Genomic DNA, 22,143 nt, shown 5'->3' with positions numbered 1-22,143 from the left:
ATGTTACAATTTTGATAAAGAACCAAGTAAAAGTTCGTTCATATTATTTCTTAATTCTGTTATTGGAGCACCTGATTTTTTTACAATTATTTCAGACAAGCCTAAAGCTACAACCATCCTTAAAAGAGGTTCAATTACTTTATGGTCATCTCCTGCAAACTCTACCATAAAAGGGTGAATAAGAGATAATCTAACTCCAATATTCTTAAAGTTTGGTGTTCTTTCTGGAATTAAATGGTCTCCAACCTGAATTAATTCATCAATGGCTTCATCATACGATAACTCTATGTGAACCATATAATCAATATTAGAAATATTCAAAGGAAATTTTTTATGGTACGATTTATAAACTTCCTTTAGTGAGGGTTCTTCAACTTTGTTAGGAATAGGTTTTGTTACAACATATTGTACATCTTGTGATATGTTATCTTTAATCTTGTCTGTTGTATTGTCAACTACCTTTTTAGATACTTCTTGATATTTTTTTGCACTTTCACGAACCCTGTATTTATCAGCTTGCTTTAAAATAGGTATAGAGTTTTCACTTTCTAATTCTTCTTTTAAAATTTCCAAAAAGGCATCCATATTGTCATCCCACTGAAATCCATCTTTTGTGTGGCTTACCTTAAAGCCTTCAAGATGCAATTCTCCAAAAAGTCTTTTATATCTATGGCTACCCAAAGAGCCTGATAGAGCGGGTGGTCTAAACCCTTCATCATTATCCGCACTTCCTTCAATTACTCTCCCTCTTCTAAACAAAGCAAATCCGCTATCGCTTACGGACATTGTTTCCATAATAGCAACAAACCCTTTGGCTCTCAATTTTCCTCCTTTATGGTCATCACCAAAGTCAAAATCAACTTCTTGTTTCCATTTTATGTTTTCACCATCAGGAGTTTCATAATAAGCAGTACTTAAAATTTTTGGAGTTTTGTATGTTAGTTTTTCTCCATTAATGTATAAGTCTAAAATATCTTTTCTGAAAAAATCTCTGTAAATACTTGCTAAATGCCTTTTTACCTTACCAAGTCCTCTTCTTATAGGCATTTTTTCTTCAATCCCATATAGCGTGATTAAGGTGTAATGAGAATCGGGTTTTGCGGATTTTGTATCAATTTGTAGTTCTTGAATCTTATCTTCTACAATTTTTGAAATATCAAAAGCGACTGTTCGCTCAACATTTTCATTAATTGCTTTTGTCTTAACCTGCCATATGTTGGAAAACCAACAAGCCGCAGATTTCATTCCCATACCAAATTCCGATAGTCGAGTATTATCAGGAGGTAATTCAGCAGTTCTAAATGCTCTTTGATAATCACTTGAATGAATCCCAGCTGCATTATCTTTTATGTTGATTCTATTGTTATTGGTGTCAAATTCAATATCAACTCTTAACTTGAATCTATCGCCTTCAATATTCTTTAATTCTTCTTCATTTTTCAAATAGCTGTCGATAGCATTATCAACAAATTCAGCTAATGCGTAATATGATTTGTAATTAAGGTGCTTTAAAACAGAAAGAATCGTTACACCTGGTCGGATGTTTACGTTACTTAATTCTTTCATACTTTATCTCATTTGTTTCATATGAACATATTGAAGTTCCATTAATTACTTTTTTAGCACCATTCAATTCGACAATCTTGGGTTGTTCCTGTATAAGTTTTTCCGCAATTAATTTGACGATTTTAGAATTGACAGCATTTCCCAAAGCTTTAAAAGCGGCATTATCATTTTGTGGTAATGAAATTCCATCCAATGATTGTAACTTTAAGCCTTCTTCTCTTGTGATGTAACGTTTTTGCCAACCTATGATTGGGATTTGAGTGTTTGTGCAAACAAGTGATGGAAAAAAATCGACCTTTTTAACCCTAATTCCTGAAGCCCTAAATTGTAAAATGTAGTTATCCAATTTTCTTTCTCCATCACCAACATTCCATTCTAATTTTTGCCAACTTTGTGATGGGTATTTTGCAATTTCTGCCACAACACCGTTAATATGTTTTTTGTTATCCTCGTAAAAATCCCTGCTTTGTTTTATGTATCGTTGTTTCCAATCTGGAAATTTTCGTGTTACCCGTGCATAACTAGGTAAGTTTTGGAGTTGTTCTTTTTTGGTCATTTCAAGGGTTAGTTGTTTTCCAAAATTGCCTTTATAGTTTGCTAACTCATATTTAGGCATTTTACTTGGCGGAGTTGAATCATAAGGGTAAGTCGCTCCAAATTCCATTCCCCAAATCGGAAAACCGGGCAGTTTGGTTTCTTTTGGAATTTGGTCGATGAATGTTTGCCAAAGTTTCAAGCATTCTTGATTTGTTTTTGGGAGCTCCTTGAATAATTTTGGTTTTTCTTCGATAAATTGATGTATGTCAATTAGAGATGTTTTTTGTTCGTCAATTTCATCAAATGAGAAATGGTCGAGCCCAATTAATGAGCCAACAATAAAAATTCTTTTTCTGTGCTGTGGCACTCCAAAATCCTGTGGAGAATATACTTGGTGGTCAACTTCATAACCCAAGTTTGAAAGTTCATTGTGCATATAGTTCCAAGTTTCCTCATTGTCATGTTGCTTGATAAATGGAACATTTTCAAGAATGAAAAATTTAGGTTTTCTAAATGCAAGAATTTTAGCGATTTCGTCAAACAAAGTTCCTCTGTCATCATCTCTTCCTAATTGTTTTCCCGCTTTTGAGAATGGCTGGCACGGAAATCCAGCACACAAAATATCGTGTGGAGGAATTGACTCTATTTCTTTTTCAACTATTCTTTTGATGTCGCCTTGGGCTTCAATCCCCCAATTTGCTTGATAAACATTTCTCAGAGTAGGGTCAAGTTCACTTGCAAATACGCATTCGTGTCCAAGCTCGTGTAATGCTTTATGAAACCCTCCAAGTCCTGCAAATAGGTCTATGAATTTTAATTTTTTTTTAGTCATTCTTATCTGGTCTATCCTCTAATAAATCTCTCACATCTACTTTGAGCAGTTCAGCTATTTTGTATAGGTCTTCTATGCTCGGTTGTCTTCTGTTTTGAACATATGAGTTTACCATATTGTAACTTTTTCCCAATTGTTCAGCGAGCCAAACTTGTTTAATTCCTTTTTCTTCCAAAACCTTTTTTATTCGGTTCATTTTTGCATTGTTTTATGTCGCTCATCAATCAACAAAAATAATCAAGATTTTATTTTATCTCATTAAATGAGGTTAAAAAATATCATTATGTTTGTTGGAAGTGGAAGAAAAGTGAGTTCTTTTGGTTTTTTGAGGCGTAGGCTTGTGTATGGCAATTACCAAATTTGTTATAGTTTTCTTGTATTACATATAATAATGATGACGTTTTATATTCCTATTTCTCAATAAAATTTACTTCCCTTTTCATTTTTCTACCAAAAATAGATTATTAAAAAATGTTGTCATTACGGGAAACCACAAAAGGATTGAAATAAATTCTGAACGGTAATTCAAGATGTGTTTTTGTTGCCACAAAAACCATCTTGCTTTACTCCCGAAGGTCGCAAAGGGTTTATTTCTTATATAAAAATTTAAAACCATAAGCGATTCGTCTTTGGGTGAAATCACTTATGGTTTTAAACACTTTAAATTCTCTATTAACAAAGAAAAATTATTTTTTATTTAATAGTTTCTCTAAATAGGCAATCTTTTCCTTTTCAGCTTCCAACAAACGCTCATATAATTTTTTATTTTCTTCGTAGGCATCTACCAATTTATCAAGCGGATTGAAAGTACAGTTAAAATTTGATACACTAATTGAATTAGCTCCTTTATTAGAGCCTTCATAATTATTCTGAATATTGTAAATCATAGATTCCTCAGAAAAATTCTTAATTGCCTCAGCGGTAACGCCTAAAACTTTTGCTACCTGTTCCAGTTTTTCATCTTCAATGGTTTCACTTTGTTCTATGAGTGAAATACTTTGTTGACTAACGCCTAGCTCTATGGCAAGGGCTTCTTGTTTCATCCCTCGTAATTCCCTGATTCGGCTAATCTTTCTGCCTATATGATTTGGTTTTGTTGCTGTGTTCATAATTCAAATATAATACTATTTGTATGTATTCAATACGTAAAGATAGTAGAAAATCCATAAACATTCTTGGTAAAATACCAGATACTATTGGTAATCTACAAGCCCTTTTGGTTCGGTACACCAAATTTCAATAGTTCTTTTATGGAAAACCAAAAGGAAAATAAAATGGATTCCAAACTTATAAAAGAAATCATCAATAGCCAAGAACCTATTGCCATCATGAAATATTTTGAATGGCCAATTTTTTCAAATGATTATGCCAATGCGAGGTATACGATACTTAGGATTGACAAGAAACATAATGATATCCATGAGCTTAATATCCCCTTTAATCTCGTTCCCTTTATACTCTCTAAAACAGGTTGTTTTACAAAAGTTTTAAGGTTAAACGAAGGTATTGTTTGGGAACGCATGGGATTCAGGGAGCTAGTAAAAAGCAACATACCCAAAGCTAAGATTCATCAACTCATAAATAAATAGGAACACTTAAAATTTATAATCATGACCAATCACGTTAATATCCCAGAGAATTTTGAGCAGAAAGATAAACTATCAGCTTTACTTGATGGAATGCTCAATATGCTTACCCTTGATAGTATATTTCTATCAGAACTTCAAAACGAAGGAGAAAACCCATATTATTTTATCACTGCGTTTGTGGATGCCAATATCGAACCTATCCCCAATGAAGTGATAAATCTTATTGCTAAAATAGAAAAGGAATATCCCGTTTTTAAAATACGAATCTATACAGAAGCTACATCAGAAACAGCTTTGGAACGTGGCAGTCTTTATTTTGTAGAACATTGTTGTTTGGGGTTCACGCTATTTGCTCATTCCGAAGGGGAGAATATAATGGATTATAAAAACTTGGAATTAAACACGCTACATAAAAGGGCTATCCGATACTATAATACAGAAATGCAGAAAATCGATGCCTTTGTAAAAGCCGCTGATAAGCTCATAGCTGAAAAACAATATGGCATTGCTACATTTAACCTGCATCAAGCCTTTGAGCTGACCTTTCGGTTTATAGAGCAAATGTGTATAGGAAAAAGTAAAATCACCCACAGTATTATAAGCCATATAAAATATTGTGAACCGTTCCTTCCCAAGCTTAAACCCTTTTCAGATGTTTCAAAAATTGACAAAAGCGAATTACTCATCTTGTTGGAACATGCCTATAGTGTGGCAAGGTATGGGGATGAATATCAGATAAGTGAAGTACAGGTTCGTAACATACGTGCTGAATTCAATAATTTTTTCAAAGAGGTTGATGCCTTATACAACCAGCATTTAAACCATTGCAAACAACTGATTAATGGGACAAACAATAAAGATGATGAAACTTTAAACACAGCAGTAGTAAATAATTCCTCTAAGAAAGATGCTCCTAAAGAACCAAAAGATGATGATTTGATTAAGGCAAAAATTAATGAACTGGTTAACATAAAGCTATGCAGGCTAAGTCCTGATTCAGATAAATATTACTACAAAACAAATTTTATGGTGCATGAACTTTCGGATATCCTTTATGATATAGCGGGGATTATGAAAGTCTGTATCATAGCCTTGGAGCATGCGGATAGTAGGTTTAATAGGCTAATCCCTCAACCCCATGTCAATATTCAGACAGCACTGGAACATATCCTACAATTGTTACCATTTGAAGAAATGGGATGTTTGGAAGAAATCATAAAAGAAAATGGATTGCCTTATGAAAAAGAAGCATAAACTAGTAAAAAAATTAAAAAGGGGAGCACATAGTAAGCTGAATGTTCTCCACCCTTCACAATCTCGAAAGGGTAAGTTCAAGCCTTCATTTGTGTATTTCAATGGGTATTCAGATTTATTTACCACTATTGATGCTTTAATCAATGTCTGTATTCTAGTCACCCAAAAAGATAACAATCCTCAACCCCATAGCAAGGAACTTGAATTGGATATTCGCAAAACTTTGGAATTAGCCAGTAGCCTCATGCCCTTTGAAGAAGGGGAATTTCTAGACGATGCGTATCAAATGTTAGTTAAAAATAATACCGAGCAGTTATGAAGAAGAAGAAACTAAAAAATCGCAAAAAAAGAGAATTACAGGTAATGAGGGATATCATTGCTGAAAAGCATCATGGTCTACAACCTAAGAATTACGGAAACCGCAAGTTCATGGAAGGAAGTTTTAATGTTGAAAGCCATGAAGAGCATTTATTGCAAGTTTCAGCTTTACTAGAAGTCTGTATTTTAGCATTAGACGGTAATGCGGAATTTTACACTGCTATGCTACGCCATAAAACAGCTAAAGATAGTGTTCAGATGGTTTTGCAAATGATTATTGAACTACTTCCGTTTGATGATATCTTTAAATACGAACGTATCAAAGCGATTCTAGAAAATGATATTGAACATAGATATTTTCCTGAGGCTTTAAAGTAGAATACTTAATAACACCATTTAAAATATTAAAAATAGCGTTTCACTCTACAGTTGAAAAACGAGATTTCTAAGAAATCGAAAATCACCCCCAAATCTTACCATAACTAATACTATTTTTTGAATGGGATTTTATAGGAGCTATTAAAATACTATAATGTTTCGAGATAAGAAACATTTACTTAAAAACTCTACATTGAAGCTAGGCAGGCTTTTAAAGTTCTCTCAACTACAAATTAAATAGGAAGTCTAAAAAGGCTTCCTATTCATTTTTTACTAAAAAACACCCTAGTTTTAAAAGGCTGAGCGCATTTTTTAGTAAAAAACCTTTCGAAAACACCTAAATTCATTTCAAGAAATTTTCTTAAAATACATCTGAAATTTATATAGAACAGACATGCGAAATCATACTTTTTACTGTAAAAATCTACGGGTTTTATAGGCATGAGCAGGTTTTTACTGTAAAATGAAATAAAATAGGGTAAAATAAAATGTGTGAAAATCGCCGATAACTCCTATAAATAAAGGGAATTTCGAGAAAATGAAAACCAGTAACATGGCTTTAGCGTGTTACCCTCTTGCTATACCCCCTTTGTCCACTTGAATAGATTAAATATCATAGTTCTTCATTTAATATTCCTGAAAAGCTACTTTTTAAAATACAAAATGAGGATTTCCGTAATGATAATATTTAATTTTTAGTTTTCTTTGTTAAGTAATTTTTATGCTTAAGGAGTTTATTTAGCTTAGTATTAAAGATACTTATATCTATAAAATGCTTTCTTTCTTAGAAAAATTACTTAATTTGAAAGGATTATATTTATTTTAGTTCAAATAAATATAATAAAGATAAATACATGATATGTGTTTATACAGACGTTGCCCACCATTTGAAAAAAATCGTGCAAGCGAGAAAATTTTGGTGGAATAATTAAACCTGTGACTAATAAAAAACCGAGATGAATAACGAACTGATTGAACAAAAAAGTTGGTGGAAACTAAACTGGAAATGGCTCGTTCCAGTAAGCGGAATAATGATAATTTCACTCGTGATTTTTTTCTCATCTGGAATGGGCGGAATTACAACTGATTTGGCTCAAGCATATGCCGATACTGAACTTTATGAAAACGCACTCGAAAAAGCTAAATCCGATATAAGAGTAACGGAATTACTGGGTGAAATTGAGCCGATTGACAAACTCGCGATTTTAGAAGGACAAGTTGAATACTCGAATGATAACAAAACTGTAAATTCATCTGTTCGGATTGTTGGGACTGAAGGAAAAGCGAGTTTAGATATTTCAGCAGACCGAATAAAAAGCGAATGGAATTACACGAAAATAAACGTGCGAATTAAAAATCCACCTGAATTAAATCAAACGATTGAAGTACTAAACGTGGAATAAAGTCGAGTAGGTAAAGGGGAATCTCACCCCTAAACCTCTCACAGGAACCGTTAGCGTGCATTAAAACCAACCAATGGAAATATCAAAAAAATTAACCATCCGACCAGAAACAGTTGAAACTATATTCGACTATTACCAAAATGAAAAGCTACTTGTTAATAGAAGATATCAAAGAAAATTAGTTTGGACAATAAAAGAAAAGAAAGCATTCATCGATTCATTGTCTCTGAATTTACCAGTCCCCTTAATTTTAGTTGCGGAAGTTAAATACAAAAAATCCAAATGCTTTGAAATTATTGATGGAATGCAAAGACTTGATGCGATTACAACCTTTATCGAAGGAGAATTCACACTAAATGGAAAATATTTTGATTTGGAAACTATTGCTAGCACAAAACTTTTAAAGGATAGCAAGAAGCTTCGACAAAAACAACCAGTTTTAGATAGAGAGTTGTGTAAAAACATTGCAAGCTATCCAATTCCTTTATCCGTTACAAGTATTGAAAATGATAGCATTATTGACGACATATTTAAAAGAATCAATTCTAATGGTCGTCATTTATCCAATCAAGAATTGAGACAAGCTGGGCTCGATAATTCTTTTGGTTATTTAGTTCGGAAAATTTCTGAGAGCATTCGTGGAGATGTTTCTGTAAGTGACAAATTACTACTAAATAATATGAAGTCCATATCAATAAATAACAAAAGTTTAAAGTATGGAATTGATATGGGCGGAATATTTTGGAGAAAACACAATCTCGTATCAAACAAAAACATTAGACAGTCTCGAGATGAAGAAATGGTCGCTCATTTGTTAGGTGCTATTCTTTTGAACCCAAGACCTTCAGCTACTGCTGGCAATATTGATAATTTTTACTCACAAGATAAGTCTAGACACAAGATTGTTGATGATAAAATAAAAAAAATGGGTAACGATTACATTATTAATACATTTCAGGCGGTATATAGTGAATTCAGAAAAACCTTTGAATCAACAGGGTCAAATTTTGAAAAAACGTTGTTCAAAAAACGAACAAAATATGTTAATCGGTCATTTCAAGTGGTCTTTTTGACATTTTATGATATGTTAGTTAAAGAACAAAAAATAATAAATGACCACAAAAAATTAGCTAAAGCCTTTGAAGGAGTTGGAGATAAGTTTATAACAAGTAATGCAGAAGAACTTAACTTATCTGGACCAAGAGAGGACGCAATTAATGCCATTAAAGGGATTTGCAACCCTTATTTTATAAATAGAAGCGAAACTGACCCTGTTTTAAACAATGGAGTTATGAAATTGGAAGGTCTTTTGGGTGCTTCCAAAACTGAAAACACCAGTTATGACTTTAAAATTGGTACTCACCGATTGACAAAAGGAAATGAATTTGATGAACAAAGTTTAACCAAAATGATACGAACTTTAACTGCCATAGCTAATGCAGGCAGGAATAGTATTGGATATATTGTAATAGGTGTAGCAGATGGCCTAAAAGACAAAAATAGATTTGAGGATTTTTATAAAATAAATTCAAAGCAGTACAAAGACTTTTATGTCACAGGCTTAGATGCAGAAGTGAAAAATTATCCGAGTGACGAAAAGTATCGAGAAAAAATCGAAAATATAATTTCAAGAATTGATATTACCCCAAGTAATTATAAAGACCAAATTTTACGCAATATTGACTACTTCAAATATTATGGAAAATCTGTAATGATTTTGAAGATTGAGGCTTTAGATGAGCCTGCTCGATTTGAAAACAAATATTACGAAAGACATTCTACAAATACCATTGAGGTAAAAAGAGATAAAGAAAAGGAAATTTGGAAAAGATTTATATAGTAACGCACGCTAGCAAAGGTAACCGTTGCACAAGCCATTAATTTTATAAAAATAAGATAGATTTAAGCCCTTTAAGGGTTTTATTTTACCGCCCAATTAAGTTGTACGTTAAAATCAGAGTGCTTAAAACAGCATAGAATGTGTTTAAGTAAGGTTTTTAAAAAAGAAGAAGAGACTTTTAGGCTTCCTATTCCACTTTTAGCATATTTTTGGGGGAACTTCAGGTATTTTTTGAGGTTATAAGACACTGGCATGTATGCTTCCCTTAAAACTGAACAATTCAAAACTCTCATTAACTTAGCTTTTGGCCTTTAATTTTTTACCTCTTATTTTAAATCTCTCCAATAAATTGGAAATATCCTCACTAATTTTTGTTTCTATTACCCTTGCATATAACTGTGTTGTCGTAAGCTTGGAATGTCCTAATAATTTTGACACCGTTTCAATAGGAACACCATTGGAAAGCATTATGGTTGTGGCAAAGGTATGCCGGGCAACGTGAAATGTAATATTCTTATGGATGTTGCATAATCCTGCTATCTCCTTCAAGTATTTATTGGTCTTTTGGTTAGAACTTATGGGTAATAGACCATCTGTATAGTCTTCTTTTTGTAAGGCTCTATATTTTTCAATAATCTCCAACGCTTTAGGCAGTAATGGTACTTTAACACATTCATCGGTTTTTTCTCTTTTGGTATATATCCAATACCTGTCATCGATACCCTTTACGATATTGTCTTCGGTAAGCTCCTTTACATCTATATAAGACAAGCCTGTATAGCAGGAAAACAGAAAGCAATCTTTTACTCGCTGTAACCTTTCATTTTTAAATTCTGTACTTTCTAATAGTTCCAGTTCTCTCTCACTTAAAAATGCTCTATCGTATTTCTGGTACTTTAATTGGAATTGGTTAAACGGGTTTTTGTGCATCCATTCTAGTTTAACGGCAAGGTTTACCATTTTTTTGAAACGTTCCAAATGTTTCATAACCCCATTATTACTCAACATGAGTTGTTTCTTGGAATTCTTGTAATTACGAAGAAAATGTTCAAAATCAGTTACAAATTCGTAGTTCAATTGTTTTAGATAAATGTCCTTTAATCTTCTTTTCTTAAGCAGGAATTTGTACAAGTATTTCTCGGTAGTGTAATAATTTTTCATTGTGCCCTTTTTCAGGGCAAATGCCATATTACCGTGATGGTATGCAATAAGTTCCCGTAAGGTTTTACTATTATCATCCTCTCCCAAATACCGCGCTTTGATAGCTTCTGAAGATATAAACTTATCTTCTACCAAAAGTTCTTTATGACATTCCAAAAGCTTGTTATATACCTCGTCTAAATAAGTGTTTAGGGTTCTTACCTTTTGCGAACTGCCTCTGCCTCGGCTTTTGTTGTTGTCCCAATCTTTGGAAGGAATGCTTCTTTTTAAACTGATTTCTGATCGTTTTCCGTTAATCGTAATCCGTACATAAATAGAAAGTTGTTTGGGATTACTTCTTGATTTTCTAGTAAAGAAAATTACCGTAAAAGTGTGTTTTGTTTTCATTTTCAATGACTTTGAGTTAAACAATAGTGTTAAATCGAAAGTCAAATCATACTCGAAAGTCCTATAAAGATAGTACAATTTTGATGAAACATTGCACACCGAATTGCACACCTTTTATATGGTTTTAAATGAAATCAAACAAATGCATAAAAAACAAAAAACACTGAAAATCAAAAGATTAACAGTGTTTTGTTTTGACCTATTTCTAGGTTAGTCGGGGTGGCAGAACTAAATTACCACTAGACAATATTTTAATAACCAGACACTTACACTGTTTCAATAAAATCAGGTAACCGGATAGGTAACCTTTGCACCGATTTTATTCGTAAATGCAAAGATATATGATTATCTTAAACTAAAAGACAATAAATAGAATCAAATTCTATTTGGCTCCCCCTTTGTGCAACAATTCTTAAGTATTTTGAACAGGCCTAATGTATTATTGAAAATCTAAAAACCTGGGGAAGAACCTAAAGCAGCGAATAGTGATGCTCCATTTGACTTCGAAAGAAAAGCGAACTCCCTGGTAAGCCGAACTTTCGATTTTTATAATTATCGGTTATGCGTTAAGTCCAATTGACATTATTCCTGACTTCATCCCGATAATTGGATATCTTGACAGCCTAATCTTAATACCGATTGGGATTTATTTCATCGGAAGGCTTGTTCCTGAAGATGTAAAAGCGAAGTGTTTGATAAAAGCAAAGAACTACTAATGGAACAAAAATAACAATTGGATGATCGGGGACATAATTATTGTATTTTGGCTGTTCATTGTGGTATAGATTTTCGCGATTATTTCAAGATTTGAAATAATTGAATATACTTTAAAAACGTACTCATTATATCATTGCACAATCTGTGCATTGATTTTTTTTTATCTTTGTAGTGTGAAAATGATCGCTATCATATTATCTCTATATATATTCGGGCTTAACTTATTAGCCTGTAATGATAGTGATACTTCACAAGTGATTTCTGATTCAGAAGTAACAGTGGTTGCTACGCAGAATTTAGATATCGACCATTCACATGATAAAGTAGCAGATTTATGCCCTCCTTTTTGTAGTTGTCATTGCTGCCATGTGCATACAGTAGATTTCGGTTCTTCAAATTTCAAGGCTTTGATTATTGAAATTCCATCAAAAGCCTTTGTCCATTTTGACAGCTCAGTGGAAGAACCTATTCTTTCCTTTTTAGATCCCCCAAAAGTTTAATTCAGTTTTTTTAAAGGATAATTATATCCTTTTTTGACCAAATCCTGGTTCTCATACTAGATCCTTGGTCCTATTGATAGATTTTGTTAGGCACAAAATTATTATCAAGAATTTTAACTGAATTAAATTTTTATTTATATGATTAATAAGATAATCGCATTTTCCATTAATAATAAATTTATTATTGGATTACTTACCTTAGCGCTGATAGGGACGGGTATTTGGTCCATGATGACCGTCAACCTGGGATCGGTACCAGATATTACTAACAACCAGGTTCAGGTGATCACCCAGTCCCCTAACCTTGCCACAGAAGATATTGAACAATTTGTGACCTACCCCGTAGAACTTTCCATGGGGAACCTGCCCGGGGTTACTGAAATACGATCTGTTTCCCGGTTTGGCCTTTCCGTGGTTACAATTGTTTTTGAGGACGATATGGGCATTTACAAACCCCGTCAACTGGTTCAGGAAAAACTGAACGAAGTCAGGGACCAAATACCTGAAAAATTTGGAAGTCCCGCTATGGGGCCCATTACTACAGGTTTGGGTGAGATTTATCAATATACGATAAAGCCCCAAAAAGAGTATGACACTGTTTATTCCCCTACGGAATTGCGTACCATCCAGGATTGGATCGTAAAGCGTCAAATGACCCTCGTCGAAGGTGTAGTAGAGGTAAATTCATTTGGGGGCTCTATAAAACAATATGAAATTGCCATTAATCCCGAAAAACTGAATGCGTTAAACGTTTCTATTTCCCAAGTCTTCGATGCCCTGCAAAAAAATAATGTTAATACAGGCGGTGCATATATAGAAAAAAATAATATGGCCAATTTTATCCGTGGTGAGGGTTTAATCAGGTCACTAGATGATATAAAATCTATTGTTATCAAGAATGAAAATGGAGTACCTGTAACAATTGGAGATGCAGCTGAAGAGGTCCAGTTTGGTAGCCAGGTACGCTATGGTGCTTTTACCCAGGACGGCCGTGAAGCTGTTGGCGGTATGGTGCTCATGTTGAAAGGTGCAAATCCTAATAAAGTAATTGCAAATGTTCAGGATCGTATGGAGACGGTAGAACAATCTTTGCCTGAAGGTTTATCAATAGAACCCTTTCTTGACAGAAGTGTTTTAATTGAAAGAACTACGAGTACCGTGACCCAGAATCTTCTGGAAGGTGCTTTAATCGTGATTTTTGCCCTGGTGATACTATTAGGTAGCTTAAGAGGTGGACTTATAACAGCGACTACCATTCCTTTATCACTTCTTTTTGCTTTTATATTAATGAAGCAATTTAATGTCTGGGCCAATCTAATGAGTTTGGGAGCTATTGACTTTGGAATTATTATAGACGGTGCTGTGATCATCATTGAGGGTACGGTATATGAAATACAAAAACGGATGCGTTCCGGCAAAATAAAATTTAATAAGGCTAAAATGGATGAAGTAGCCTATGATGCCGGAAGTACGATGATGGGTTCCGCCTTTTTTGGACAAATTATCATTCTTATCGTATTTGCGCCCATTCTTTTTCTAACGGGGGTAGAAGGGAAAATGTTTCGGCCAATGGCATTTACTTTTGGTTTTGCCATGATAGGTGCTATTTTCTTATGCCTTACCTATGTCCCTATGATGTCTGCTTTATTTATGAAACCAATTCAGAATAAAAAGAACTGGTTTGGAAAGTTTGAACGCTGGCTGGAAAAAGTTAGTGATAAAATTATTGGAGGGATTCAAAAAGGATACATGCCTTTATTAAAAGGAGCTTTAAGATTGAAGTTCATAGTATTGGGGTCTGCGGTTGTCTCACTTATAGTAGCCGGTTTTATCTTTTCCAGAATGGGAGGGGAATTTGTCCCTCAACTTGATGAAGGGGATATCGCCATGCAGGCGTTAATCAGGCCTGGAAGTGGGTTGAGTGAAACAATCGATGTTTCCACAAAAATAGAAGATATCCTTCTTGAGAATTTCCCGGAAGTAGAAACCGCCGTAGCGAGGATTGGGGTTGCCGATATCCCTACTGATCCAATGCCTATGGATATTGCCGATATGTTTATTGTATTAGAGAAGGATATGGATAATTGGACTTCGGCAAGTTCTAAAGAGGAATTGATAGAAAAGATCAAAGAGAAACTTAATGAAGAACTTACGGGAGTCAACCTGGTTTTTAGCCAGCCTGTAGAGCTTCGTTTTAATGAACTGCTTACCGGGGTCAGGGAAGATGTTGCGGTAAAATTATATGGCGAAGATTTAGACCTTCTTGCTGAAAAAGCTGATAAAATGGCTGAAATAATACAGACTATACCGGGCGTAGGAGATGTGAACCCTGAACGAACATCTGGTCTTCCACAAATGACGGTGCGGTTTAATCGTAAAAAAATTGCGCAATATGGATTGGACATTGAAAAGATTAACGATTATATAAGTGCAGCTTTTGCCGGAGGAACGGCCGGAGTGATCTTTGAAGGGGAAAAGCGGTTTGATATGGTAATACGTTTTGATGAGGCGCACCGCCAAAGCATTGATGATTTACGTACCCTCTATATAGATCTGCCGGATGGAACCCAGGTTCCGATTAAGGAAGTAGCTGATATTAGTTATGTACCGGGTCCTATGCAAATTTCCAGGGATAACACCTTTAGAAGAACCTATGTGGGAGTTAATGCCCGCGGGAGGGATGTGGAATCTGTGGTAAATGACATCCAGCAAAAATTGGATGAAGAGTTAGATTTACCTCCAGGATATTACATTACTTATGGTGGGGAGTTTGAAAACCTTCAAAGAGCAAAAGGGCGTTTACAAATAGTAGTGCCCATCGCTCTATTTCTGATATTCGTGCTTCTGTACTTTGCACTCCAATCTTTTTCCCAATCAATTATGATCTATATAGCCATTCCACTGGCGGCTATTGGAGGAATATTTGCTCTTTGGTTAAGAGATATGCCGTTTAGTATTTCAGCTGGTGTAGGCTTCATTGTATTGTTTGGGGTTGCCGTTTTAAACGGGCTGGTGCTTATTAACAGGTTTAATTCCTTAAAAGAAGAAGGGGTAACCAGTATAAAAGATAGAATTTTTACAGGAACCAAAGAACGAATACGTCCCATTATGTTAACAGCAACAACAGATATTTTTGGATTTCTGCCGATGGCTTTTTCATCGTCAGCAGGAGCTGAAGTACAACGACCCCTTGCTACGGTTGTTATTGGTGGCATGCTTACAGCTACCTTACTTACGCTGGTTGTTCTTCCTGTCCTTTATACATTTGTAGAGAAGAGACGAGAGAAAAAGGAACAGAACAAGCTTGGTTCTTCCAATTCACGATCTTTAGCCACAATTTTGATAATTGGCTTGATGTTAGGCGGAACCTTTTCCGTAAATGCACAATCTGATGAAATGTCATCGGAAAATCCAATACAGGATTCTTTACAAACTATTAGTTTGGAAGAGGCTAAAGAAATGGCAATCCAAAACTTTCCACAATTAAAAGCTGCCCAACTTGAAATTGAAAGTGAGGAAGTATTGCGTAAAACCGCCTATGATTTTGGGAATACCCAAATCTTTACAGGAAAAGAAGAGGTAGGAAATGGCTCTGATGGGATCTATACCCAAATTGGTGTTCAACAACAAGGCATAGATGTTTTTGGAATAGCTCCCCGTTTGAAATTACAGAAAGAAAGGGTGGCCCTTGCTGAAAATGCTTTAGAACTAAATACCTTAGAAGTGGAACGTGAAGTAAGCAGGGCCTGGGCTTCAGTTTATACAAGTAAAAAGAGGTATCGGGTATATAAGAAAATGGATTCAATTTTTGAAGACATTGAAAGAGCAGCACGAATCAGGTATGAAACAGAAGCTACCTCTAAACTGGAGTATCTTGCTACTTCAAATCAGGGGAATGAGGTTAAAATACAGCTGGAACAATCGTACCGAGATTACCTGAAATCAATACAGCGTTTAAACCTATGGTTCGTTAGTGACACAATCTATGATGTACCAGATTTGCCTGTTGAAACTTTAGACGAACCTTTAAACTTTCTGGTAGAGTCGCTTGAAAATCATCCGTTGCTGCAGGTTTCGGAACAAAGGATAGATGTTGCCAAAGCGGTTACCAGAGAACGAAAATCTGAATTTTTGCCCAAATTTCAGGGTCAGTACGGTAGGCAGGAAATAGCCGGGCAATCGGGTTTCTTCCAATATCAAATAGGAATTCAAATTCCGCTGTTTTTTGGGCCGGAATTAGGCCGTACACAGGAAGCACAAGTAAATAGACAGATTGCAGAGCAAAACTTTTATCAGGATAAAATCGAACTGGAAACCGCCTATAAAAATATGCGTGAAGACTACATCAAATGGAGAAACTCATGGAATTATTATAGGGATGAAGCACTTCCGCTGGCCAAAGAGCAACAAGGTGGATCAGTGCTGGCCTTTAAGGAAGGCGCTATCGATTATGTGACATTTCTCCAAAATATAAGAGATGCCATTAGAATCGAGGTAAATGCCTGGAGTGCTTTTAACGATTATCTCGACAGCCGCTACCAACTGGAATATTACCTTAAGAATTCAAATTAAAAATTAAAATAAGAAAATCGATATGAATACAAGATCAATAAATATTCTAATGCTTGCCTTAACGCTCAGCATATTCTTTGGATGTAAAGAAAATCCTGCGGCAGGGGAAGATGCTTCCAGTGAAACTGCAACTACTAATACCGAAGAAGGTGAAAATCACGGTGAGGAAGGAGATGAAGAACACGGTGAAGAAGAAGGTGGGATGCGTTCGGTACATCTTTCAGAAATGAAATTCAATAGTCTGGGGATTAAAGTAGATACCTTGCCTAAAAAAGCTTTGTCGGGTATTGTGGAAGCCAATGGCCAGTTAGAAGTGCCGCCACAATATGAAGCTACCGTTACGGCAATTTTAGGCGGTAATATAACTTCTATAAAGGTTATTGAGGGGGATAAGGTAAATAAAGGTCAGGTGTTGGCTTATCTTTCTCACCCAAATTTAACCAGAATGCAGTCTGATTATATTAATGCATATAGTAGGATGCAATTTTTGGAAAAGGAATTTGAAAGACAGAAACGTTTATATGAAGCAGAGGTAGGATCTGGAAAATCTTTTCAACAAACCCAATCAGATTACCAGTCTGTACAAGGTGAAGTGCGGGGGTACGAATCGCAATTGCGCCAGTTAAACCTAAATGCTTCCCAGGTTAGAGACGGTGAATTATATGAATATATTCCGGTAGTAAGCCCAATTGGAGGTTATATTGAAAAAGTACTGGTACAGGTAGGACAATATGTAGACCCTCAGACCAGTATGTTTATGGTAGTTGATACTGAACATGTTCATGCCGATCTAATGGTTTTTGAAAAAGATATTTATAAGGTGAAAGAAGGCCAAAAGATTGCGTTTACACTGGAATCGGTTCCAGGCAGTAATTTAACCGGGGAAATTTATTCAGTGGGGAAACAATTTGAACAAAACCCCAAAGCGGTACATGTGCATGCAGAAATCGATAATAAAGAAGATTTTCTAATTCCGGGGATGTATATAAACGGAAAAATCAGGACCGGTGAAGAAGCTGTTCCTGCCTTACCGGAAGAAGCAATAATTGAAGAAGAAGGAAATCCCTACATCTTTACGGCCCAAAAACACCAGGAAGATGGTGAAACCGAATGGGAATTGAAACCAGTGCAGGTTAGAACGGGAATAAATGAAGATGGTTGGGTTGAAATTAAACTGCTGGAGCCTCTGCCTGAAGGTACGTTGGTTGCCTATAATAATGCCTATTATCTGGTTTCTGAAATGCAGAAAAGCCAGACTTCCCATGGTCATTAAATTAAAAAAATTAGATGGATGGACTCTCTGTTAAATGTTTGTCTTAATTAAAATTCCAGAGGGTTCATCCTTAATACTAAAATTAATATTACAGCAATGAAAGAAATAAAAGCATTTATAAAACCGAAACGAGTTCAAAAAGTGATAGAATCCCTTAGTGAAAGTGGATTCAAAAGTATGACGCTTTCCCAGGGGGAAGGTACCGGGGCTTTTAAAGCAAAAGGCGCATCACCTTCTTTAGATTTCCGTGTAACAGACAGTCCGGTTGTAAAGTTAGAACTGGTATGTCAAAACGAAGAAGCACAATCAGCAATAGATATTATCCTTGAGAATGCAAAAACAACTGAACCCGGTGACGGAATAATTTATCTTTCCGATATTGAAGATGCCTTCCAGATAAAAACCGGGGAATCCATAAAGCGTTACGACCCCTAAATACTTTTATAGCAAATGGAAAAAATAGTAAAAAAGTTGGAAAGCAAAGGCATCCGCCCTACGGCAATGCGCTTGATGACCTATAGACGGCTGGCACAACTGAATGTGGCCGTTAGCTTAGGCGACCTTGGAAAGGATTTCGAAAGCTCGGAAAGGAGTACGCTTTTCCGTACTATGAAGACATTTGAAGAAAAAGGAATCGTGCATCAAATTGAGGATGGCACCGGCATCATTAAATATGCCCTGTGCGAAGACAATTGTGAATGTGAGGTGGGAAACGACCTTCACTTACATTTTCATTGCAATAGTTGCGGGGAAACCGTGTGCCTTACAGAGCACAAAATCCCTCAGATAAACCTGCCCGAAGGCTATGTGGCAGAGGATATCAATCTGGTGGCCAAGGGAGTCTGTGAGAAATGTAGCAATGACTTGGATTAAGTTTTTTGATTTAAAAAATTGGAACAATGATGAAAATTTATAAGAAAGAAAGCAAGGTATATATGGTAGCTCAAAATAGATTGGATGCTACCGATTATGACAATTTGATATCTCAATTAAAAAACCATATACAGGCAAACCATAAAGTGTACTGGTATATTGAAATGGAAAATTTTGAGGGGTGGACCGCAAGTGCGTATTGGAAGGGCATTGAACTGAAACTTCCGAATGAAGAACGCGTTAAAAAGGTTGCATTGGTGGGAAATACAAAATGGAAGGAACAGTTTACGGAAGTTTTGATTCCCTTTACAAGGACACATATTAAATTCTTTAGCCCTGAAGAAAAAGATTTGGCCAAGGAATGGATGGAGAAAGAAAATCATTAAAAAAGTTAAATAAATTTAAACAGAAGATAAGCGATGAGGAATTTGAACAAAAGAAGAAAGTCCTTCAGGATAAGAAGAAGTAGTTATAAGGCACAGGCATCGAAAGCGATGGCACCTATGGCTTATAAAAGAAGGTAAAAATGAAAAAACGCAAAGTATTTGTTTTTATATTCATTGGATTAGCCCTTGGCTTATTTATAATACAGCCCCTGGTTATTTCACTCCACATGTATGACATGCAGGGAGGTAATGGCGAATGGTGGAAATCTCTGCTTGCTTCATATCAGCAGGAATTTAGTTCATGGGATTTGGATCAAGCCATAATCAAATTGCTATTTGGACTGCTGGGCATTGCCTTGTCGCTTATGTTTATGGTCAGGCAAAGAATATTTCAATTGACCGGAAGAAAAGATAAGCTGGAGGAGATCAGAGAGCTGATTGCGGCAGGAGAAAACCAGCAAGTAGAATTTAAATCTACCTTGAGATGGGATTTGAGGCAGTTTAAACCGAATAAGGCTTTGGAAGACGTAATAGCAAAAACAATTGCCGGGTTTATGAACACCCAAGGAGGGCATTTAATTATCGGAATTGATGATGAAGGTAGTATTCTGGGGCTGGAACAGGATTATGGTACTTTAAAAAAACCTGGCAAGGACGGGTTTGAGCAATATATAATGCAATTGGTGTCCCTCAAGTTGGGTACCCATTTTTGCACTTTGGTTAAAGTGTCTTTTCACCAATTTGAAGAAAAGGATATCTGTTATGTAAGGGTTCACAAATCACAAAAACCTGTGTATTTGAATTTGGGCGATCGTTCGCATTTCTTTATCAGAACAGGGAACGGAACCCGCGAGTTGGATATGCCCGAGGCGTTGGAATATATGGAAACATACTTAAACTAAACAATATGGGATTTTTAAAACATTTATTAAGAGGAAATTATGGTCATCATTCCAACAAGCATCAACGTAAAAATAATGACCCAAGATTTAATGAACCCAAGGTTGTTGTGAGATGTACAAAATGCGGCAAAGACAATCCTGAAAATGCTTCTTTTTGTCAACATTATGGCGAGCCTTTAGGTAAAGTAAAATGCATAAGTTGTCAAGAACCAATACCTATGGATGCAAAATTTTGTTCTAAATGTGGCAATGAAGTATAGTTTACATTATGAGAATAAGCAAACAACTTATTGAACGGACTTAAATAATTTTTAAATATGCTCTTAAATAAGCGGATATCAATTTTTGACTTCTTGAAAACCATAAAATTTGACCTGATATTTATCGGTAGTTATTCAATTCTGGTTGGCTATATGGACCAATATGGTTTTTTGTCAAAAATCTCTATTCCAATTGCAATAACCGGCGTTTTTGGTACTGCGGTGGCTCTACTTTTGGGTTTTCGAACCAATCAAGCCTATGAACGGTGGTGGGAAGCCCGTATTATTTGGGGGGCTATTGTCAATGATTCCAGAACACTGGTCAGGCAGTGTGTGTCTTTTTTTGCAAGGGATCAAGGAGGCTATCAAAAGATGGTGAAAGAGATGACCGATCGTCAGGTAATCTGGTGCTATGCCCTAGGGGAATCGTTGAGGAAACTACCCTTTTCCACTCGGGTTAAGGTATACTCAGAATCCTATGGGATTAAAGCATTTAATATTCCTAATGCTTTATTGTCACAACACTCTGAAACTTTGTTAAAGGCAAAAGAAATTGGTATGGTCAATGATTTTCAGCAGGTACAGATAGACAGTACTATAGCCAGGTTATGTGATTCAATGGGCAAATGCGAACGTATAAAAAATACTGTCTTCCCCAAAGCACACAGCTTATTGATTCATTTGATCATCTACGTTTTTGCTACAATGTTGCCTTTTGGATTGGACGATAAAAATATAGCAGTTGAAATCGCTATAACATTTATTATACCAGTCATTTTCATTGCCATTGAAAAAACATCCATACTCATGCAGGATCCCTTTGAAAACGACCCTTTGGATACACCCATGACTGATTTGGCCGAAACGATAGAAATAAACATTAAACAAATGATAGGTGAAACAGATGTTCCTGTAAAGAAAGAGCCAACAGATTATTATATTTTATAATACAAGATGAATACAATGGATTTTCAAACTGAAATAACACTGATACCGAGATTATTTGTCGCTCTTTTACTAGGTGTCCTGATAGGACTCGATAGGGAAATTGACGGAAATGCGGCAGGAATTAGAACGTATGCAGCCGTTTGCCTTGGGGCCGCATTAATTACAATAATCAATACTCATATTGAAGTAACTGACCAAACCCGCATTGTCGCCAATATTGTTTCCGGTATTGGGTTCCTTGGTGCAGGAATTATTTTTAGGGATAGCGCGAAAAATTTAATTTCCGGTTTGACTACCGCAGCTACAATTTGGGCCACTGCCGCGGTTGGTATATCAATTGGGTTTGGTATGTACCTCATTGGAAGTGTTACATCCGCTTTTCTTATTCTATTATTGGTTTCACATCATTTCCCTTTTTTGAAAAAACATAAAATAAACAACACCTAA

The 22,143-nt window shown here is 35.5% G+C and carries 22 protein-coding genes; 17 read left to right on the top strand and 5 right to left on the bottom strand.

Annotation, left to right across the window (positions count from 1 at the left end; genetic code table 11):
* Nucleotides 1–3 precede the first annotated feature (3 nt).
* The 4 genes from JOOMADRAFT_RS12130 to JOOMADRAFT_RS12115 form a co-directional block, all read right to left on the bottom strand.
* Entirely contained in the window at nt 4–1,566 is a 1,563-nt protein-coding gene (locus JOOMADRAFT_RS12130; protein WP_008613793.1) for an ATP-binding protein, read from the bottom strand.
* Nucleotides 1,550–2,935: a DNA cytosine methyltransferase gene (locus tag JOOMADRAFT_RS12125; protein ID WP_008613791.1), complete on the bottom strand. Its 1,386-nt coding sequence runs from the start codon at nt 2,933–2,935 to the stop codon at nt 1,550–1,552. The genes JOOMADRAFT_RS12130 and JOOMADRAFT_RS12125 overlap by 17 nt, the downstream gene beginning before the upstream one ends.
* A complete protein-coding gene (locus JOOMADRAFT_RS12120) occupies nt 2,928–3,131 on the bottom strand; it encodes a helix-turn-helix domain-containing protein (RefSeq protein ID WP_008613789.1) in 204 nt (67 codons plus the stop codon). Before JOOMADRAFT_RS12120 ends, JOOMADRAFT_RS12125 begins: the two co-directional genes overlap by 8 nt.
* 490 nt (nt 3,132–3,621) lie before the next feature.
* On the bottom strand, nt 3,622–4,044 hold the full coding sequence (locus JOOMADRAFT_RS12115; RefSeq protein WP_008613788.1) for a helix-turn-helix domain-containing protein: 423 nt from the start codon (nt 4,042–4,044) through the stop codon (nt 3,622–3,624).
* Between the two features lie 141 nt (nt 4,045–4,185).
* On the opposite strand from JOOMADRAFT_RS12115, the gene JOOMADRAFT_RS12110 reads away from it, so the two are divergent.
* The 6 genes from JOOMADRAFT_RS12110 (at nt 4,186) to JOOMADRAFT_RS12080 (ending at nt 9,717) form a co-directional block, all read left to right on the top strand.
* Nucleotides 4,186–4,524: a hypothetical protein gene (locus JOOMADRAFT_RS12110; protein ID WP_040879730.1), complete on the top strand. Its 339-nt coding sequence runs from the start codon at nt 4,186–4,188 to the stop codon at nt 4,522–4,524.
* 21 nt (nt 4,525–4,545) lie between these two features.
* Nucleotides 4,546–5,778: a HEPN domain-containing protein gene (locus tag JOOMADRAFT_RS12105; protein ID WP_008613786.1), complete on the top strand. Its 1,233-nt coding sequence runs from the start codon at nt 4,546–4,548 to the stop codon at nt 5,776–5,778.
* A complete protein-coding gene (locus tag JOOMADRAFT_RS12100; RefSeq protein ID WP_245547674.1) occupies nt 5,762–6,097 on the top strand; it encodes a hypothetical protein in 336 nt (111 codons plus the stop codon). The genes JOOMADRAFT_RS12105 and JOOMADRAFT_RS12100 overlap by 17 nt, the downstream gene beginning before the upstream one ends.
* Complete coding sequence (locus JOOMADRAFT_RS12095; RefSeq protein WP_008613781.1) at nt 6,094–6,474, top strand: hypothetical protein; 381 nt, start codon at nt 6,094–6,096, stop codon at nt 6,472–6,474. Before JOOMADRAFT_RS12100 ends, JOOMADRAFT_RS12095 begins: the two co-directional genes overlap by 4 nt.
* A 956-nt stretch (nt 6,475–7,430) precedes the next feature.
* Nucleotides 7,431–7,877: a cytochrome c oxidase assembly factor Coa1 family protein gene (locus tag JOOMADRAFT_RS12085; RefSeq protein ID WP_008613779.1), complete on the top strand. Its 447-nt coding sequence runs from the start codon at nt 7,431–7,433 to the stop codon at nt 7,875–7,877.
* 73 nt (nt 7,878–7,950) lie between these two features.
* Nucleotides 7,951–9,717: a GmrSD restriction endonuclease domain-containing protein gene (locus tag JOOMADRAFT_RS12080; RefSeq protein WP_008613777.1), complete on the top strand. Its 1,767-nt coding sequence runs from the start codon at nt 7,951–7,953 to the stop codon at nt 9,715–9,717.
* A 297-nt stretch (nt 9,718–10,014) separates the two neighbouring features.
* Here the strand turns inward: JOOMADRAFT_RS12080 and JOOMADRAFT_RS12075 are convergent, their stop codons facing one another.
* On the bottom strand, nt 10,015–11,265 hold the full coding sequence (locus tag JOOMADRAFT_RS12075) for a site-specific integrase (RefSeq protein WP_008613770.1): 1,251 nt from the start codon (nt 11,263–11,265) through the stop codon (nt 10,015–10,017).
* Between the two features lie 542 nt (nt 11,266–11,807).
* On the opposite strand from JOOMADRAFT_RS12075, the gene JOOMADRAFT_RS20745 reads away from it, so the two are divergent.
* From JOOMADRAFT_RS20745 to JOOMADRAFT_RS12025, 11 genes are all read left to right on the top strand, one after another.
* Nucleotides 11,808–11,981, top strand: a complete 174-nt coding sequence (locus tag JOOMADRAFT_RS20745; RefSeq protein ID WP_083833498.1) for a DUF1232 domain-containing protein — start codon at nt 11,808–11,810, stop codon at nt 11,979–11,981.
* Nucleotides 11,982–12,161: 180 nt separating this feature from the next.
* A complete protein-coding gene (locus tag JOOMADRAFT_RS12070; RefSeq protein WP_008613768.1) occupies nt 12,162–12,482 on the top strand; it encodes a DUF6660 family protein in 321 nt (106 codons plus the stop codon).
* Between the two features lie 138 nt (nt 12,483–12,620).
* Entirely contained in the window at nt 12,621–17,054 is a 4,434-nt protein-coding gene (locus tag JOOMADRAFT_RS12065; RefSeq protein ID WP_008613766.1) for a CusA/CzcA family heavy metal efflux RND transporter, read from the top strand.
* A 22-nt stretch (nt 17,055–17,076) separates the two neighbouring features.
* The gene (locus JOOMADRAFT_RS12060) at nt 17,077–18,327 is read left to right on the top strand and encodes an efflux RND transporter periplasmic adaptor subunit (RefSeq protein ID WP_008613764.1); all 1,251 of its coding nucleotides are present in this window, start codon (nt 17,077–17,079) and stop codon (nt 18,325–18,327) included.
* 96 nt (nt 18,328–18,423) lie between these two features.
* Nucleotides 18,424–18,762, top strand: coding sequence for a P-II family nitrogen regulator (locus JOOMADRAFT_RS12055; protein WP_008613762.1), 339 nt, complete (start codon nt 18,424–18,426; stop codon nt 18,760–18,762).
* 15 nt (nt 18,763–18,777) lie between these two features.
* Entirely contained in the window at nt 18,778–19,200 is a 423-nt protein-coding gene (locus JOOMADRAFT_RS12050; protein ID WP_008613756.1) for a Fur family transcriptional regulator, read from the top strand.
* 26 nt (nt 19,201–19,226) lie between these two features.
* On the top strand, nt 19,227–19,586 hold the full coding sequence (locus tag JOOMADRAFT_RS12045) for a SpoIIAA family protein (protein WP_008613752.1): 360 nt from the start codon (nt 19,227–19,229) through the stop codon (nt 19,584–19,586).
* A gap of 140 nt (nt 19,587–19,726) precedes the next feature.
* The gene (locus JOOMADRAFT_RS12040) at nt 19,727–20,488 is read left to right on the top strand and encodes an AlbA family DNA-binding domain-containing protein (protein WP_008613751.1); all 762 of its coding nucleotides are present in this window, start codon (nt 19,727–19,729) and stop codon (nt 20,486–20,488) included.
* A gap of 5 nt (nt 20,489–20,493) precedes the next feature.
* A complete protein-coding gene (locus JOOMADRAFT_RS12035; protein WP_008613749.1) occupies nt 20,494–20,748 on the top strand; it encodes a zinc ribbon domain-containing protein in 255 nt (84 codons plus the stop codon).
* 57 nt (nt 20,749–20,805) lie between these two features.
* Nucleotides 20,806–21,696 carry a bestrophin family protein gene (locus tag JOOMADRAFT_RS12030; protein WP_008613747.1) on the top strand — a complete coding sequence of 297 codons (891 nt, stop codon included), beginning with the start codon at nt 20,806–20,808 and terminating at the stop codon, nt 21,694–21,696.
* 15 nt (nt 21,697–21,711) lie between these two features.
* Complete coding sequence (locus JOOMADRAFT_RS12025) at nt 21,712–22,143, top strand: MgtC/SapB family protein (protein WP_228249894.1); 432 nt, start codon at nt 21,712–21,714, stop codon at nt 22,141–22,143.

The sequence above is a fragment of the Galbibacter orientalis DSM 19592 genome, from assembly GCF_000260115.1.
Lineage (GTDB): Bacteria > Bacteroidota > Bacteroidia > Flavobacteriales > Flavobacteriaceae > Galbibacter > Galbibacter orientalis.
Note: the sequence above shows the minus strand (reverse complement) of the source record. Positions and strands in the feature narration are given on the sequence as shown.

Bases quoted from the DNA above. Each gene is read 5' to 3' on its own strand.
- JOOMADRAFT_RS12025 (WP_228249894.1), top strand. From the start codon at position 21,712: ATGGATTTTCAAACTGAAATAACACTGATACCGAGATTATTTGTCGCT.
- JOOMADRAFT_RS12050 (WP_008613756.1), top strand. From the start codon at position 18,778: ATGGAAAAAATAGTAAAAAAGTTGGAAAGCAAAGGCATCCGCCCTACG.
- JOOMADRAFT_RS12125 (WP_008613791.1), bottom strand. From the start codon at position 2,935: ATGACTAAAAAAAAATTAAAATTCATAGACCTATTTGCAGGACTTGGA.
- JOOMADRAFT_RS12080 (WP_008613777.1), top strand. From the start codon at position 7,951: ATGGAAATATCAAAAAAATTAACCATCCGACCAGAAACAGTTGAAACT.
- JOOMADRAFT_RS12130 (WP_008613793.1), bottom strand. From the start codon at position 1,566: ATGAAAGAATTAAGTAACGTAAACATCCGACCAGGTGTAACGATTCTT.
- JOOMADRAFT_RS12105 (WP_008613786.1), top strand. From the start codon at position 4,546: ATGACCAATCACGTTAATATCCCAGAGAATTTTGAGCAGAAAGATAAA.
- JOOMADRAFT_RS12070 (WP_008613768.1), top strand. From the start codon at position 12,162: ATGATCGCTATCATATTATCTCTATATATATTCGGGCTTAACTTATTA.
- JOOMADRAFT_RS12085 (WP_008613779.1), top strand. From the start codon at position 7,431: ATGAATAACGAACTGATTGAACAAAAAAGTTGGTGGAAACTAAACTGG.
- JOOMADRAFT_RS12045 (WP_008613752.1), top strand. From the start codon at position 19,227: ATGATGAAAATTTATAAGAAAGAAAGCAAGGTATATATGGTAGCTCAA.
- JOOMADRAFT_RS12055 (WP_008613762.1), top strand. From the start codon at position 18,424: ATGAAAGAAATAAAAGCATTTATAAAACCGAAACGAGTTCAAAAAGTG.
- JOOMADRAFT_RS12120 (WP_008613789.1), bottom strand. From the start codon at position 3,131: ATGAACCGAATAAAAAAGGTTTTGGAAGAAAAAGGAATTAAACAAGTT.
- JOOMADRAFT_RS12060 (WP_008613764.1), top strand. From the start codon at position 17,077: ATGAATACAAGATCAATAAATATTCTAATGCTTGCCTTAACGCTCAGC.
- JOOMADRAFT_RS12035 (WP_008613749.1), top strand. From the start codon at position 20,494: ATGGGATTTTTAAAACATTTATTAAGAGGAAATTATGGTCATCATTCC.
- JOOMADRAFT_RS12065 (WP_008613766.1), top strand. From the start codon at position 12,621: ATGATTAATAAGATAATCGCATTTTCCATTAATAATAAATTTATTATT.
- JOOMADRAFT_RS12095 (WP_008613781.1), top strand. From the start codon at position 6,094: ATGAAGAAGAAGAAACTAAAAAATCGCAAAAAAAGAGAATTACAGGTA.
- JOOMADRAFT_RS12100 (WP_245547674.1), top strand. From the start codon at position 5,762: ATGAAAAAGAAGCATAAACTAGTAAAAAAATTAAAAAGGGGAGCACAT.
- JOOMADRAFT_RS12040 (WP_008613751.1), top strand. From the start codon at position 19,727: ATGAAAAAACGCAAAGTATTTGTTTTTATATTCATTGGATTAGCCCTT.
- JOOMADRAFT_RS12075 (WP_008613770.1), bottom strand. From the start codon at position 11,265: ATGAAAACAAAACACACTTTTACGGTAATTTTCTTTACTAGAAAATCA.
- JOOMADRAFT_RS12030 (WP_008613747.1), top strand. From the start codon at position 20,806: ATGCTCTTAAATAAGCGGATATCAATTTTTGACTTCTTGAAAACCATA.
- JOOMADRAFT_RS12115 (WP_008613788.1), bottom strand. From the start codon at position 4,044: ATGAACACAGCAACAAAACCAAATCATATAGGCAGAAAGATTAGCCGA.
- JOOMADRAFT_RS12110 (WP_040879730.1), top strand. From the start codon at position 4,186: ATGGAAAACCAAAAGGAAAATAAAATGGATTCCAAACTTATAAAAGAA.